20 protein-coding genes are annotated in these 13,935 nt (G+C 66.8%); 12 read left to right on the top strand and 8 right to left on the bottom strand.

Annotation, left to right across the window (positions count from 1 at the left end):
• Positions 1-39 precede the first annotated feature (39 nt).
• Both IEY87_RS40565 and IEY87_RS40560 read right to left on the bottom strand, forming a co-directional pair.
• Entirely contained in the window at positions 40-261 is a 222-nt protein-coding gene (locus IEY87_RS40565; RefSeq protein ID WP_189144193.1) for a hypothetical protein, read from the bottom strand.
• Positions 258-689 (bottom strand): hypothetical protein, encoded by a 432-nt coding sequence (locus IEY87_RS40560; RefSeq protein WP_189144192.1) that lies wholly within the window; start codon positions 687-689, stop codon positions 258-260. Before IEY87_RS40560 ends, IEY87_RS40565 begins: the two co-directional genes overlap by 4 nt.
• A 216-nt stretch (positions 690-905) precedes the next feature.
• On the opposite strand from IEY87_RS40560, the gene IEY87_RS40555 reads away from it, so the two are divergent.
• The 5 genes from IEY87_RS40555 to tgmC all read left to right on the top strand — a co-directional run bounded on the left by IEY87_RS40555 (position 906) and on the right by tgmC (position 4,491).
• Entirely contained in the window at positions 906-1,721 is an 816-nt protein-coding gene (locus IEY87_RS40555; RefSeq protein WP_189144191.1) for a helix-turn-helix domain-containing protein, read from the top strand.
• Positions 1,714-1,920: a DUF397 domain-containing protein gene (locus tag IEY87_RS40550; RefSeq protein ID WP_189144190.1), complete on the top strand. Its 207-nt coding sequence runs from the start codon at positions 1,714-1,716 to the stop codon at positions 1,918-1,920. Before IEY87_RS40555 ends, IEY87_RS40550 begins: the two co-directional genes overlap by 8 nt.
• 154 nt (positions 1,921-2,074) lie before the next feature.
• The gene (gene tgmA / locus IEY87_RS40545; protein WP_189144189.1) at positions 2,075-2,350 is read left to right on the top strand and encodes a putative ATP-grasp-modified RiPP; all 276 of its coding nucleotides are present in this window, start codon (positions 2,075-2,077) and stop codon (positions 2,348-2,350) included.
• A gap of 3 nt (positions 2,351-2,353) precedes the next feature.
• A complete protein-coding gene (tgmB, locus tag IEY87_RS40540) occupies positions 2,354-3,337 on the top strand; it encodes an ATP-grasp ribosomal peptide maturase (protein WP_225278135.1) in 984 nt (327 codons plus the stop codon).
• Positions 3,334-4,491: an ATP-grasp peptide maturase system methyltransferase gene (gene tgmC, locus IEY87_RS40535; RefSeq protein WP_189144188.1), complete on the top strand. Its 1,158-nt coding sequence runs from the start codon at positions 3,334-3,336 to the stop codon at positions 4,489-4,491. The genes tgmB and tgmC overlap by 4 nt, the downstream gene beginning before the upstream one ends.
• A 169-nt stretch (positions 4,492-4,660) precedes the next feature.
• Here the strand turns inward: tgmC and IEY87_RS40530 are convergent, their stop codons facing one another.
• Entirely contained in the window at positions 4,661-5,152 is a 492-nt protein-coding gene (locus tag IEY87_RS40530; RefSeq protein WP_225278136.1) for a hypothetical protein, read from the bottom strand.
• A 157-nt stretch (positions 5,153-5,309) separates the two neighbouring features.
• Here IEY87_RS40530 and IEY87_RS40525 point away from each other — a divergent pair, with 157 nt between their 5' ends.
• The 3 genes from IEY87_RS40525 to IEY87_RS40515 all read left to right on the top strand — a co-directional run bounded on the left by IEY87_RS40525 (position 5,310) and on the right by IEY87_RS40515 (position 7,383).
• Positions 5,310-6,233: an NADP-dependent oxidoreductase gene (locus tag IEY87_RS40525; RefSeq protein WP_189144187.1), complete on the top strand. Its 924-nt coding sequence runs from the start codon at positions 5,310-5,312 to the stop codon at positions 6,231-6,233.
• A 301-nt stretch (positions 6,234-6,534) separates the two neighbouring features.
• Entirely contained in the window at positions 6,535-6,915 is a 381-nt protein-coding gene (locus IEY87_RS40520) for a cupin domain-containing protein (protein WP_225278137.1), read from the top strand.
• 36 nt (positions 6,916-6,951) lie between these two features.
• On the top strand, positions 6,952-7,383 hold the full coding sequence (locus IEY87_RS40515) for a cupin domain-containing protein (protein ID WP_189144185.1): 432 nt from the start codon (positions 6,952-6,954) through the stop codon (positions 7,381-7,383).
• 205 nt (positions 7,384-7,588) lie between these two features.
• Here the strand turns inward: IEY87_RS40515 and IEY87_RS40510 are convergent, their stop codons facing one another.
• Together IEY87_RS40510 and IEY87_RS40505 are read right to left on the bottom strand one after the other, a co-directional pair.
• Positions 7,589-8,332, bottom strand: coding sequence for a DUF6461 domain-containing protein (locus tag IEY87_RS40510; RefSeq protein ID WP_189144184.1), 744 nt, complete (start codon positions 8,330-8,332; stop codon positions 7,589-7,591).
• A 163-nt stretch (positions 8,333-8,495) separates the two neighbouring features.
• The gene (locus IEY87_RS40505; protein ID WP_189144183.1) at positions 8,496-8,855 is read right to left on the bottom strand and encodes a hypothetical protein; all 360 of its coding nucleotides are present in this window, start codon (positions 8,853-8,855) and stop codon (positions 8,496-8,498) included.
• A gap of 108 nt (positions 8,856-8,963) precedes the next feature.
• Here IEY87_RS40505 and IEY87_RS40500 point away from each other — a divergent pair, with 108 nt between their 5' ends.
• From IEY87_RS40500 to IEY87_RS40490, 3 genes are all read left to right on the top strand, one after another.
• Entirely contained in the window at positions 8,964-9,257 is a 294-nt protein-coding gene (locus IEY87_RS40500; protein WP_189144182.1) for a type II toxin-antitoxin system Phd/YefM family antitoxin, read from the top strand.
• A 6-nt stretch (positions 9,258-9,263) separates the two neighbouring features.
• Positions 9,264-9,503 carry a hypothetical protein gene (locus IEY87_RS40495; protein ID WP_189144181.1) on the top strand — a complete coding sequence of 80 codons (240 nt, stop codon included), beginning with the start codon at positions 9,264-9,266 and terminating at the stop codon, positions 9,501-9,503.
• A 191-nt stretch (positions 9,504-9,694) separates the two neighbouring features.
• Positions 9,695-9,877 (top strand): hypothetical protein, encoded by a 183-nt coding sequence (locus IEY87_RS40490; protein WP_189144180.1) that lies wholly within the window; start codon positions 9,695-9,697, stop codon positions 9,875-9,877.
• Between the two features lie 45 nt (positions 9,878-9,922).
• On the opposite strand, the gene IEY87_RS40485 is transcribed toward IEY87_RS40490, so the two are convergent.
• Together IEY87_RS40485 and IEY87_RS40480 are read right to left on the bottom strand one after the other, a co-directional pair.
• Entirely contained in the window at positions 9,923-10,945 is a 1,023-nt protein-coding gene (locus tag IEY87_RS40485; RefSeq protein WP_225278138.1) for a hypothetical protein, read from the bottom strand.
• Positions 10,946-10,963: 18 nt separating this feature from the next.
• Positions 10,964-12,244 carry an MATE family efflux transporter gene (locus tag IEY87_RS40480; RefSeq protein ID WP_189144179.1) on the bottom strand — a complete coding sequence of 427 codons (1,281 nt, stop codon included), beginning with the start codon at positions 12,242-12,244 and terminating at the stop codon, positions 10,964-10,966.
• 57 nt (positions 12,245-12,301) lie between these two features.
• Between IEY87_RS40480 and IEY87_RS40475 the strand changes: the two genes are divergently transcribed.
• Positions 12,302-13,270, top strand: coding sequence for an aldo/keto reductase (locus IEY87_RS40475; protein WP_189144178.1), 969 nt, complete (start codon positions 12,302-12,304; stop codon positions 13,268-13,270).
• A 97-nt stretch (positions 13,271-13,367) separates the two neighbouring features.
• Here IEY87_RS40475 and thpR read toward each other — a convergent pair whose 3' ends face one another.
• Positions 13,368-13,925, bottom strand: coding sequence for an RNA 2',3'-cyclic phosphodiesterase (gene thpR, locus IEY87_RS40470; protein ID WP_189144177.1), 558 nt, complete (start codon positions 13,923-13,925; stop codon positions 13,368-13,370).
• Positions 13,926-13,935: the final 10 nt, after the last annotated feature.

Here is a 13,935-nt window from a genome sequence, read left to right as displayed (position 1 = left end):
TTCGGACCCCTTAAGAGCTGGCGCACCGGCCGGCTGGGATTACCGCCACCATGCGGCGTCACCCTGGGTAGGACGCTGGTCCGGCTGTCGGTCGAGGTGGCTCGCCAGGTCATCGGGGTTCGCGCCGATCAGGGCGTAGAGGTAGCCCTGGGCGAACTGCTCGGGGGTGGGCACGCGCTTCCTGACCGCCGCGACTCCCCAGCGCAGGGGATGGATGTTCCACTCCCGGCCGTACCGCGCTTCGAGGTCTTCGCAGTTCATGGTAGGTAGCCCGGGATCAGCGCAGCGGCCTTGCCCGGAGAATCGCCGGGGACAAGCGTCACCCTGTCGGGCAGGACAACATCGTCTGGCCCGGTCTGAGCGACTTCCACGATGTACGCGCCCGACCGCGGCGCTATCCGTACGGTAGCGATTCGCCGCCCTTGAGAGGAAAAGACCAGCAGCTCTGGCGGGTACCGATCCAAGGCACTGATCGGCTTGGAGGGGTAGTACGCGGACTTGAGCGTGAGCCGGAGCCATTCGACCGTGCGGCTAGGCATCCCGCGCCTGAGCAGTACTCGTAGCTTGGCCAGCGCTTCGTCATGCCGGCCCGCGACGACGTCGCTGATCGGCTCGCGGACAGGGTTCGCTTGAGCCTCTTCGGCCGTTCTTCCCAACATTTCGTGATTCATCGCAATTTCACCGACCATGTCCGTGTTTGGGGGCGAGCCACGTTGCAACATCAAGGGGTAGGGCGATGTTCTGTTCCGCCGGACCGCGCTTGACTCTTTTTCAAGAGCCATTCCAAGAATGCCTTTGACCAGCTACCTTCGGAACTGGCGCGCAATAACACCATCGAACGATCGTGTCGCCCTCATTGTTGCGACCCATCACAACTCCTGTCGCCCCCGTCGAACGGAGCCGAAATGTCGGCAATTCCGGATCTATCTCCTGAAATCGCCTTTGGCCGAGAGCTACGCAAACTGCGCACGGCCCAGAACTGGTCGCTAGAAGCCCTGGGCGCCAAAGTCGGATATTCAGGGACGATGGTCGGCTACTTCGAGCGTGCGAAGCGACCTATTCCGGAATCGTTCGTCACGACGGCAGAGGAGGCGCTGGGGCTCAACGGGGAGCTTGTGGCGCTCTGGAAGGAAATCAATCCGAAGGCCGCCCCCGCATGGTTCCGGGCATGGCCGAAAATCGAAGCGGCTGCCCGCGTCATCCGAACATGGGAACCTTTGGTCTTCCCCGGCCTACTACAGACGTCCGACTACGCCCGAGTGGTTCTGCGCGGCGTGCCAGGCGCGACGGAAGAGGAAGTGGAGCAGGCGCTTGAGGCCCGGCTCAAGCGGCAAGCCATCTTCGGCCGGCCTACGTCCCCGATATTCGCCGCTGTAATAGACGAGGGAGTCTTGCATCGCCCCATCGGCACCAGCAGCATCATGTACGAACAGCTCGAACACCTGGCATCACTGATGGATCATCCGAAGATCACCATACAGGTCGTCCCCTTTGCGGCAGGGATGACCACGGGCCTGCTCGGGGGCTTCGCCATCGCTCAACTCCCCGAAGGGCGCGACTGGGCTTACCTGGAATCTGCGTCAAGCGGCCAAGTAACCGATCGTATAGAGCAGGTGCAGAGCATTAGCCTGAGGTACGACACGATCCGCGCATGGGCGCACCCCCTCCACGTCACCCGGGACGTGATACGCGAGATGCAGAAGAGGTACAGAGATGAGTGAGGAACTGTCCCACGCCGACTGGCGGAAGGCCAAGGCTTCGGGCGCGAACAACGGCAACTGCCTGGAGGTTGCACCTCTGTCCGGCGGGCGTGTAGGCATCCGCGACTCCGAAACCCCCGAGAAACCCCCATTCATTGTCCGCCCCGAAGTCTGGGACGCCTTCATCGACGGCGCTAAAAAGGGCGAATTCGACTTCTAACAGAGTAAGGTCCTCGACTTCGGTCGGGGACCTTGTCGTACCACTGACTTGCTGTTCTGTTTTGTTGCGCCACAAACAGCTTCCGCGCATGGTCTTACTTCTGGCATGAACCTATCGTTGGGAGGAGAACGGTCCCCATTCTCAGGAGGCTCAGATGAGCGCGACGAAAGATCAGCCCGCACGACCCTGGGGCATGAGCAGGACAACGGAAAACCTGCCCGAAGCTTCTCGTCCGTGGGTCGCTACGCGACTCGATCCCGAAACACAACTGGCGATCTTCTACGACGAGAAAGGCGCGACCATCGATATAACGAGCGGCGAAGGTTCCTCAAGAACCTACGCATCGGTCTCCATGAGCCGTCCCCACGATGGGGCAACGAACGCCCCTCAGCACGCCGATGACTCCCCCACCGACAACGAAACGGACTAGTACGTGGCGTCTACCCGCAACACCGTCATGGTGATCACCTGCGAGGAGGACTCCACCGCCGATCTGGTCATCGCCGCGCTCAATAGACGCGGGGCAGTAGTCGTACGGGTGGATCCTGCCGACATCGGCCCCGATCTGACGTTCAGCGGAAGAATCGGGGCCGATCGCAGGCAGTGGACAGGGCGCTTGCGTACTCCCAGCCGGGACGTCCCCTTGGAGAATGTGCGAGCGGTCTACTATCGTCGCCCGTCCCTCTGGCGGTTCGACGAACTGGAGCCGCAGGCACGGAAGTTCGCCGTCGCCGAAGCAAGGCAGGGTCTCAAGGGCCTGTTGACCAGCCTTCCTGAGTGCCGGTACGTCAACCACCCCTTCGGCAATGACCGCAGCGAGTACAAACCCGCCCAGTTGCAGGCGGCTGTGGAGGTCGGGCTCGATGTGCCGGCGACCCTGATCACCAATGACCTCAAAGCCGTGAACGAGTTCGTACAGGAGCACAAACCGATCATTTACAAGTCCTTCCGGGGCGTGCCTTCGGCTCCTGGCGGCGAGGTGGCAACAATCTGGGCCGAAGAAGTCGATCCATCGGACGTAGATGAATCAGTCATCGTCACTGCCCACCTGTTTCAAGCGAAGGTGCGCAAATCCAGCGATGCCAGGGTGACCGTGGTCGGCCCCAGAGTCTTCGCCAGTGAGATCACCGGTCCAGGCGGCGATCTGGACTGGCGGCGGGACGACTGGAGCAAGCTGGAGCACGCTCCCATCCAGGTACCCTCGTCAGTCGTCGCCGCACTGCACGCATACCTCGATCACTTCGGGCTCGTCTTCGGGTGTTTCGACTTCGGTCTAGAGGCCCGAGAAGGCAATGACGGGCCGTATCGGTGGACATTCTTCGAATGCAACCCGAACGGACAATGGGGCTGGCTGCCTGACGCGGAGGCGATAGCCGACGCTTTCGCGGAGACCCTGCTGGAAGGGCGGTCCACATGAGCCTGGCGGCGAAGCTGCGCCACGAACTGGCGGCCACGATCGGCTCCCCTGGCTGGCGCACCGCGTTGGAGACAGTGCCTCGCGAGGTGTTTCTCGGACAGGCCGTCTACAGGTACGAGCCCGAACGCGGCTGGGTGCCGGTGCGGCGCTCCGAGATGAGCACCGAAGATTGGCTTCACCTCGCCTACACCGATGAGACGTGGGTAACTCAGATCGCCGGTGTGCTGGCCGAGGACGCGACCGATCCGGTGCTGATCTCCCGGCCTACATCGTCATCGACGCTTCCAGGGCTGGTCGTACGGATGCTGGATGCCGCCGAGATCGGCGAAGGCGAGAAGATCATGGAGATCGGCACCGGCACCGGCTATTCCACCGCCCTGATGTGCTGTCGGCTCGGCGACGATGCGGTGACCTCCGTCGAGTTCGACCCCGTCATCGCTGCCCGCGCGAAAGCCGCCATCGCTGAGGCCGGCTACATGCCCATGCTCGTCCAGGGCGACGGCCTGCTCGGCTACGAGGCCGACGCCCCCTACGACCGGCTCATCGCTACCTGCGCGGTAAGGACGATCCCCCCTGCATGGGTACGACAGGTCCGCCAGGGCGGGACGATCACGGCCCCCATGCTGGGCTGGACCGGAGGGGTCGCCTTCGCGCATCTCCACGTCACCGACGTCGGCACGGCCAGCGGCAGATTCCTCAGTGACGACGTGTACTTCATGCCCGCCAGACCGCACGCGGCCCCGCCACTCGACACGATCCAGTTGGGCATCGGAGACGCGAGTGAGACCCAGGTGGATCCGTCGCTCCTGAAGAACGACACGGCTCTGTTCGTGGCCCAGCTTGCCGCTCCTCAGGCACAGCATGCGTGGGCGGGGGACATCTTGACACTCGACGACACCGAGACCGGTTCGCACGCCGACGTCAGGCCGGCCCTTGATGGTGGATGGGTGGTCCATCAGGACGGGCCGATCCGCATATGGGACGCGATCGAAAAGGCCATCGCGATGTGGCAGGAAGCAGGCAGCCCCCATCAGTCCGGCTTCGGGCTCACGGTCACCCGCGAGAGTCAGCGGGTGTGGCTCGGCGAGCCTGATGGGCCTCGCTGGGAACTCCCGTCATACAGGTCGTCCCTTTCGACCACCGGAAGAACCTGACGACTTCTAACAGAACAAAGTCCCCGGCTTTGGCCGGGGACTTTGTTGTTGCTAATAGCTTGCTGTTCTGTTTTCCGTGGCACCTGCGGCACGACAGCCAGGCCGGCGCGGTGACCACAGCACGCGGTTCGACCTCGGCCGACCACACCTTGATCACGCGAAATCAAGGCTAGTTGAAGCAGTCCTGCTTGTTGAGTGCGATGCCGTAGGAGGCGACCTTGCCGCGGGTGACCTCGAAGCTGTAGTAAGCCTTCTTGTTGCCGGAGACCTTGATCGTGTAGTAGCCGTGGAAGTTCTTCTTGATGCGCGGGTAAGCGGCCTTCAACTGCTTGGCAGTAGAGCCGATCTTGATACCTTCGGGGGTCTCCATGCCCTTCGCGGCGAAAATGGCGGCCAGTCCCACGGTTGGCGACATGTAGGTTTCGACCGAGTTCTTCGCATTCGGGACCTTCTTCAGGTCCCAGTCGGTACACATGCCTCCGCTCGGGGTCTTCCCCGCTGCCTCCCCCGTCGCCCTGGCCTGCTTGACGGTCATGCCGAGCTTGACGGCACCGTAGCCGTAGGGACCCAGCGTCGGCTTCGCCTGGGCGACCGCCGCGGTGGCGCCGGTGAGCAGCAACGAGCCCGCGAGGAGCGAGGTCCCGATCATCATCTTCATCATGTCTGCTTCGATGAGGAAACACCGGAAAAGGTTCGAGTCAGGATCAAATTGTGCAACCGGCAAGGCTGAAGCCAGGTAAGCGATGACCTCTGTAGCGCCCGGTGCAGTCGGGTACGTTCGTGCTGTCCGAGATCTCCGCTGCTCGTGAGGACCTGTTATGAAAGCCATCACCGTCCGAGACCGCGCCGCCGGGGTGGCCGGGCTTTCCCTGACGGAGGAGCCGTACCCGCACGCCGCCGAGAACGACGTCATCGTCCGGGTGCATGCCGCGGGGTTCACCCCCGGTGAGCTCGACTGGCCGGGAACGTGGGCCGATCGGGCGGGCCGTGATCGAACGCCGAGTGTGCTCGGGCATGAGGTGTCGGGTGTCGTCGCCGAGTTGGGTTACGGAACCACCGGCCTGACCGTGGGCCGGCGGGTGTTCGGGCTGACCGACTGGGCCCGCAACGGCTCGCTGGCCGAGTACGTCGCGGTGGAGGCCCGCAATCTCGCGCCGCTGCCGGCGGGCATCGACCACGCCGTGGCCGCCGCGCTGCCGATCTCAGGGCTGACCGCATGGCAGGGCCTGTTCGACCACGGCCGCCTCGCCGCCGGTCAGACCGTCCTCGTTCACGGCGCCGCAGGCGGTGTCGGTTCTCTCGCCGTACAGCTCGCGCGCGAAGCGGGAGCCCGGGTGATCGGCACCGGCAGGGGCGGTGCCAGGGATACGGCACTCGGGCTCGGCGCGGACGTCTTCCTTGACCTGGAGAACGATCCCCTCGAAGAGGCCGGCCAGGTCGACCTGGTGTTCGACGTGATCGGCGGGGACATCCTGGACCGCTCGGCCGCGCTGGTGCGCCCCGGCGGCACGCTCGTCACCATCGTCTCGCCACCCACGGTCCGGCCTCGGGACGGGCAGGCGATCTTCTTCGTCGTCGAACCCGATCGCGCCCGGCTCGCGGACCTGGCCTGGCGACTCCGGGACGGACGGCTCCGCGCGATCGTCGGGGCCGTGCTGACGCTCGCCGAGGCCCCCTCCGCGTTCGCGCCCACCCACCGTACGCCCGGCAAGACGATCATCCGGGTCGCGGAAGGCGAATAGCCGGCTGCGCATGGATCGCGGTCCAGGCCACGTGCACTGCCGCGCGGCAGCCGTACATGCGGCTCGTCGTGGTGCGGTCCTGGAGCGGCTCGACCGGCCAGACCATCACCAAGGCTTGAACGCGCCCTTGGTTAGCCTCCGAACTGCCGGGACAGGGTAGCGGGAGCCGGGGCGCCTCCCGGTCGTCCCGGTCGCCTCGAAGAGCCGAGCAGGAGAGGGAGTCGCCGTGATCCCAGTACGGTTCGCCGGTGGGTTTCTGGCTGTCGGCCTGCTTGCCGCGTGCACTCCCTCGGCAGAGCGGGTGACCGGCACGGTGCCGGTCGCCGCCACGGCTTCGCAGCCACCCTCCGAGACGGTGACGCCGCTGGTGGAACAGGTGCTGCCGAATGCCGAAGGCAAGACGTTCACCTCGGCGATCGTCGACTTCCCGCCCAGCGCACGCGCGGTGCCGCATCGGCACGGCGAGGCTTTCGTGTACGCCTACGTGCTCGAGGGCACGTTCCGCAGCCAACTCGGTGGCGAGCCAGTACGTACGTACCACCAAGGCGAGAACTGGGTCGAGCCGCCGGGCGCCCACCATGTGCTCACGGAGAACACCAGCCGGACAGAACCGGCGAAACTGCTGGTCGTCTTCATTTCCAACACCGGAGATGAGATCAAGGTCGACGATCCACCGGGGTAGCCGGCCACCAGATCACCAGAGGGGACGAAGGAACCTATGGGCAACGAACACGCACACCATCTCGAGAACCCCAACGCGACCACGCCGCCGCCGAAGATCGAGCTCGTCTCGTCGGTGCCGGCGCCGCCGACGCCGGACAACGCCGAGGTGATGACGATCCACGTCACCCTGCCACCGGGCAGCGAGGGCAACCCGCCGCACCGCCACACCGGTCCAGCGTTCGGGTTCGTGATCAAAGGCGAGATGCTCTTCGAGCTGGAAGGCGAACAGCAGCGGGTCCTCAAGGCCGGGGAGTCGTTCTGGGAGCCGGGCGGCGATCTCATCCACTACCAGGACGGCAACAACCTCCCGGACGCCGAGACCGAGTTCGTCGTCACGATGTTCGGTGTGGCCGGGCAGCCGATGCTCATCCCGGTGAGCGCGGAAGAACTCGAAGAGCGGCGGGACCGACGAGCCCCTCGCCCATGAGCGGGGTTTTCACCGGCGTGCCTTTCCGTTCCGTCCCACAACTTCGCCTGAGAACGCTGGCGTCCGCATGACCGCCACCGGCGACCTGCCCCCACCGGAGCCCGGCCCGCATCCTACGGAACGTCACCATAAAGCCTTACAGGAACGACACCTTACGACAGCTGAATAGGCGAGCCCACCAGTCAGTACCGGAGGCCCATGGGGATCAGGCGGCGCCGTGAGCAGACTCAGGGCCGCTTACCGCTTTCAGTTGCTCGAGTAAAACGCCGAGGCTGGTCCCGCGCCGAGGCTCTTGTGGCGGTGGCAGGTCGGCGATCGCGCCCACCAGGAGTGGTCCGTCCAGCAGGTCGGCGGTGAACGTCACGCCGGTGAGGCGGGCCGCCATCGCGAACATCCGCGCGAGGCCATGTCCGGACAGGTCGTCGAAGCGTTGGTCCCGGTCCTCATCTGAGCTCTCCTCGAGAGGCAGGCCGAACTCGCGCATGAGGCGGGCGAGCCGGTCGGTGTCGGCACCGAAGCGACGCTCGGGAAAAGTCGGGTCGAAAGCCGTGAGCACCATGCCGTCCGCGGCGTAATGAAAGTAGTCGCAGGCATAGTCATGCCGTAGGACGGACACCACGTCGGTGCCGGCCGACAGCCGCGCCAGCGTCGGGTCGTCCGTCCCCGACCAGCCGCACGGTTCCACCGCCGCGCACCCATCGCCGGTTGCGACCACTCCGACATAACCCCCTCCGTCACCACCCTCGGTCACCATCGTGAAGTCGGAAACCGCCAGTTCCAGGTCGGCGAAACTCATCTGCGTGCTCGTGCGGGCGCCGAACCGGCGCAGTACCTCGGCCGGGTCGAGCCCGCGCAGCAAGGTCACGCAGTAGATCTCGCCGAGCAGGTTGCCCCGATCGCCGTACGGCGGTTGCAGCCAGCGGAACGGCGTCAGCGCATCGATGGTCATGCCGCGATCTTGGCAGGCCCCACCGACATAGGTAGGTCCACTTCGCCTTTCCGCGCGCACCTGCTGCCCGAGAGCGGCTTTTTGCCACCGGCATCACGGAAAGTCACTACAGGGCCCGCCTCGCGCTGCGCGACGCGGGCCCAGATAAGTGGACTTGCATCGGTCAGGTCGCTGCCTGACCCTCGCGCCACCGGCCGGCAGCCTCGCGGACGGCGTCGATCGTATGTGCCTCGACGCCGAACGCTATCTGCACGACGTCGTCGTTACGACGGCCGATGCGCAGCCGCTTCGCGTCGCCCTGGTGGTAGCGGCGCTGGTCGACCGCGTACAGCGTGTAATCGGTCAGGTCATAGCCCCGCCCGCTGAGCCCCCGGCGGGCCTCGGCCTTCAGATGCCAGCCCTGGCCGGTGTCGCTGACGAGCGCCGAGGCGGCGGGCGGCTCAGGGCGGACGCCTTCGCAGCGCACCGCGAGCAGTACCAGGTCATCGGCCAAATGAGGGTTACCGATGAGCAACATGTACATGTTGAACTCGCTGTGCAGGATGTGCAGATTCCCGTATGGTGGAGACATCCACCAAGCCGTAGACCGGAACAGAGCGACCCGGTCCGTTCGCAGGAGTGAGTTACCCGCATGACCGCCACGCATGAGCCACTGGGGATTTCCGAAGCCCGCAGCCAACTCGGCACGCTCGTAGCGCGCGCCGTCCACGGCCACCAGCCCACCACCATTCGCCGATCCAACGCGGAGCGCGCCGTCCTTATCTCCGAAGCCGACTACGAGGAGCTACTACGAGCCCGCCGCGAACTGGAGGCCGGCCACGTGACCGAAGCGATCGCCGCACACGCCCGCGGCGAGCGCGAAATGATTACCTACGACAGCAAGGAAGCCCTGTATGCCGACCTTGGCCTACCGACACCCCAGTGAGCGCTCTTGAAACGGCTCCTCCACATTGACCTCGCGGTACGCGACATCCTGCGCCAGGCAGCGCCCGGCCTACGGACCGCCATCGCGAACACCCTCCTCGACCTGATCGAGGAACCTGAACCGCTCGGGGCCGTGCCGTACGGCGGTATCCCCAACGCATTCGAGATCCGCACTGACACCTTCCGCATGGTTTACACATGCGGTCCTGATCACGTCTCGATCTGGGTGCTGGAGATCAACACCTAGCGCTGAGCGAGCGAGAACGCGCTGAGAGCATCCAGAAGCCCCCGTGCCGCGCTTCTGGATCTCCTAAACATCAGTCGACGCGAGTTAGCCCGCCAGCGTGCGCTATAAAGAGATCATTTAACGAAGATCACGAGACGCGAACCGGGCAAAGGTCAATATTGCCCCGATCGGCGCATGCTGGACTCGAACAGATGGACGATCCTCTGCCACCCGGCGTACGCTCGGCCCTCATGGAGCAACCCGCCGCCGAGGAGCCCCGCGCGCTCGTGATGAGCCCGGCCGACGTCATCACGCAGGAGGCCGCGGAGATTCTCAACCCACTGATCAAGCCACTGGCGGCCTTCGAGGGCGTGGCCCGATCTCACCGGCGATAAGCGACGTCTTCGGCCTCAACTCGTCCCAGGTTGAGCGGGCCGAGATCACCGGGTGCGGCGGGCCAGCAGGGTGATGCCGCCGATGGCGGCCGCGGCGGCGGCCAGCCAGATGAGGATGTCGCGCCCGGTCAGCCCCACCGGCTCGGCCGCCGGTTCGGCGGCGCGGGTGCCCTGGGTCGTGGGACGGTCTGGGGACGCGGAGGCCTGTGGGGTCGCCGAGGGCAGAGCGGCATCCGGCAGCGGGATCCGGTAGACGGGACTCTTGGGTCCTTCCGATCCGGTCAGCAGGGCTTTTCCATCAGCGGTGTAGGTGATGGACTCCGCCTGCTGCAGGTCGGGCATCGAGACCTTGCTGATCTGCTCGCCCGACGGCCGGTACAGGGTGGCGGAGAAGTAGGTACGGACGACGTACGAAGAGCCGTCGGGCGCGTAGGCCGCGTCGGTGGCCATCAGCGGTGCGGCGGCGACCTTGCGCAGGACGTTCGCCCTGCCGGTGCGCAGCTTCTTGGGTGCCGCGTAGACGCTGCCGGCGAACTCCTTGGACACGACGTACAGCCGGCCGGTCTTCGGGTGGACCATGATGCCCTCGGCGTTGCGGGCGCCGTCGGCGTAGCGGAACCGGTAGCGGATGGCGGGGAGGGTGGCGTCGGTGAGGTTGCGCGGTTCGTTGACCTTGTAGATGGAGATGTCGGGCCAGGCGCCGTCGAAGTTGTCGCCGATGTCGGCGAACCACAGGACACCACGCCCCGTGGCTGGATCCTTCGAGGCGGCCATGGCCTCCCAGTCACGCGCCTCCGCCCCCCGCAGCCGGAAGGTGGCCTTCGTCCGCCCGTCCTCGCCGACGGCGTAGAACTCGGGCTGCGCCGCGCTGTCGTTGTGGGTGTAGTAGACGCCGTCGTGGCTGGGCGAGACGGCCAGCCCACTGGACTCGGTGATCCGAGCGTCCCTGAACGTGAACAGCTTTTCATCATCGGCGGACGCCGAACCAGGCGACAAGCCAGATAGACCGTACGCCGGTGCCGTGCAGACGGCGAGCAGCACGCCCGCCACAACGCACGCCCGAATCATGATTCCCCCACGCCGCAATCATGCCCCAATCGCCCCCATGCCCGGCTCCCCCACGCGGGCACTGTGCCGGTGAAACCCCACCCCCTGCAGGCCGACGAGCAGCACGTTGACCACCACCAGAGCCACCCACAGCCCATCGATCCCCCAGGTGACGGCGACAGGCACGGCCGCCGACACCAGCAGGCCGTAACCGGCGGCGAAGTAGCCCAGGCTGGCTCCGGACCGTTTGAGCGCGGTGAGGCCGATGCCCTGCACGGCCTGGGCGGCGTCGGCCATGGATGCGGCCACCATCAGGGGCAACAGGGAGAGCACGCGCTCACGTACCCCTGGATCGTCGCTGAACAGCGCCATCACCGGATCGCCGAGCAAGAGCAGCGCGAGCGCGGCGAGACTGGTCGCGGTGACGGCGAGCAGGGCGGCGGTCCGGTTGGCCCGCCGGGCCTCGGCCGTGGTGCGCGCCCGCGCGACCTCCGGCACCGACGCCTGCGCCACCGACAGCGAGGCCAGCATGGTGAACCCGGTGAGCGTGCTCAGCACGGCGTGCGCGGCGGTGTCGCGGGGACTGGTCAGGCCGGCGGCGAAGGTGACGACGCCCAGCCCGCCGAACTTGATCAGGATCGTCCCCGCGAGCGGCACGCTCACCCGCGCCAGGCGGACGATCTCCCCGGCGCGCGGCCAGGCCTGGCCGACCCGGCGGCCGAGGGCACGACGCAGACTGAGGTTCGCGACGGTCACGGACGCGACGCCGGACAGCAGCCACGCCACCCCCACCCCGGTGAGCCCGAGCCGTGGCACCAGGGCCACGGCCAGCACGATCATCACCGCCGTGCCGGCCAGGCTGGACCAGAGCACCCCACGGCTGCGGCCGATCGCGACGAGCACCGACGTAGCGCCGCCTCCGGAGGCGTAGACCAGCAGGTAGAGGGCCAGCAGCCAGGGCAGCGCGCCGATCTCGGCGACCACCTCGCCCGGCACTCCGGCCAGGCCCGCCAGGAGCGGCACGCCCAGCACGGCCAGGCCGCCCGCCACGCCGACGAGGAGGCTGAGCCAGCGCGCGTCCCGCAGAATCGGCACCACCGCGTCCGGATCGTCCCGGTGTGGCGCCACGAACGGCGCCAGGCCGCGTAACGCCCCCGCGACGGCGGTGGCGGCAGGCGTCAGCACGGCGGTCACCACCGCGAAGGCGGCCAGCGTGACGGTGGCGTGCCGGCCGAGCACGGCGGTGACGACGAGCGAGCCGACCAGCCCCGTCACCATGGACAGCAGCAGCGGAATCGCCGCGCGGAGCAAACCGGTCATGACGGCCAAGGCCCCCCTCTAGGCTGGAGTCCACTCCAGGTACTTAGGCTGGCAGGCATGGATTACGTGAAACTCGGACGCAGTGGCCTCCGGGTCAGCCCGCTCTGCCTCGGCACCATGAACTTCGGCCCGTACACCTCGGATGACGACTCGTACGCCATCATGGACCGGGCCCTTGAGCTGGGGATCAACTTCTTCGACACCGCCAACGTCTACGGGTGGAAGCTCGGCGAGGGCATCACCGAGAACATCATCGGCCGGTGGTTCGCCAAGGGCGGCGGCCGCCGGGAGAAGACCGTCCTCGCGACCAAGCTCAACGGCGCGATGAGCGAGTGGCCCAACGACGCCAAGCTGTCCGCGCTGAACATCCGCCGGGCCTGCGACGCCTCGCTGAAGCGTCTGCAGACCGACTACATCGACATCTACCAGGCCCACCACGTCGACCGGGACACCCCGTACGACGAGTTCTGGGAGGCCATGGACGTCCTGCGCCAGCAGGGCAAGATCGTGTACGTGGGATCGTCCAACTTCGCCGGCTGGCACATCGCCAAGGCGCAGGAGGCGGCCACCAGGCGCGGCTCGTTCGGCCTGACCAGTGAGCAGAGCCACTACAACCTGCTCACCAGGACGGTCGAGCTGGAAGTGCTGCCCGCCTGCCAGGACTACGGCCTCGGCGTGATCCCGTGGAGCCCGCTGGCCGGCGGCCTGCTGGGCGGCATCCTGCGCAAGATCGACAAGGGCCGTTCGGCCAACGAGCGCATGGTCACGGAGCTCGAGAAGCACCGCGACAAGATCGAGCAGTACGAGAAGTTCTGTGACGACCTGGGCGAGGACCCGGCCCACGTGGGGCTGGCCTGGCTGCTGGCCCAGCCGGCGGTCACGGCCCCGATCATCGGCCCGCGCACCATGGAGCAGCTCGACGGCACCATGCGGACGCTGGAGATCAAGCTGGACGAGCAGGCGCTGACCCGGCTGGACGAGATCTTCCCGGGGCACCGCCCCGCGCCGGAGGACTACGCCTGGTAGTCAGCCGCCCAGCAGGGCGCCGACGATCACGATCAGGAAGAGGAGGCCGAGCACAGTCGGCAGCAGCCAGGAGCGAGAACGGTCCACAGTTCGGAGCCTAGTCCCGTGCCGGCGATGCCAGCGCCCATTCGTCGAGTGACTCGTACCTCACCTGGGCACCCTGCTCGCTCTTGACGAGCCGGACGCTCTCCGCCCGCCAGGTCGAGCCGGTGAATCCGGACAGCGACGCGACGAGCGGGCGGAGATCCATCTCCGCCCGCGCTCGGGCGAGCGTGAGGTGCGGGTGAAAGCGCTTCTCATCAGTCTGTACGGCCCCCGCCCGCCGGCCCCCCGCCCTGACCGAGTCGGCCAGCCGCGTCATCGGGTCACCGGACAGCCCGGCCCAGAACACCCGGGCGCGTGACGCGGACGAGAAGGCCCCGAACCCGGTGAAGGCCAGGGTCGGGACGGTGTGCCGGTGGACGGCGCGGGCCAGGCGGACCCGTAGGTCCGGCAGCACCCGCTCGGGCACCTCACCGAAGAAGGCCACCGTGATGTGCCAGGTGGCGCGGTCCGGCCAGCGCAGGCCGGGCACCTGCCCGACGTGCGGCGCGATGGCGTGTTCGAGCTCGTCGAGCACCTCGTCGGGCGGCACCACGGCCGCGAAGAGCCTCATGCCACCCGAT

Source organism: Nonomuraea glycinis, assembly GCF_014646515.1.
GTDB classification, from domain to species: domain Bacteria; phylum Actinomycetota; class Actinomycetes; order Streptosporangiales; family Streptosporangiaceae; genus Nonomuraea; species Nonomuraea glycinis.
This window is presented reverse-complemented; position numbering and strand designations above follow the sequence as displayed.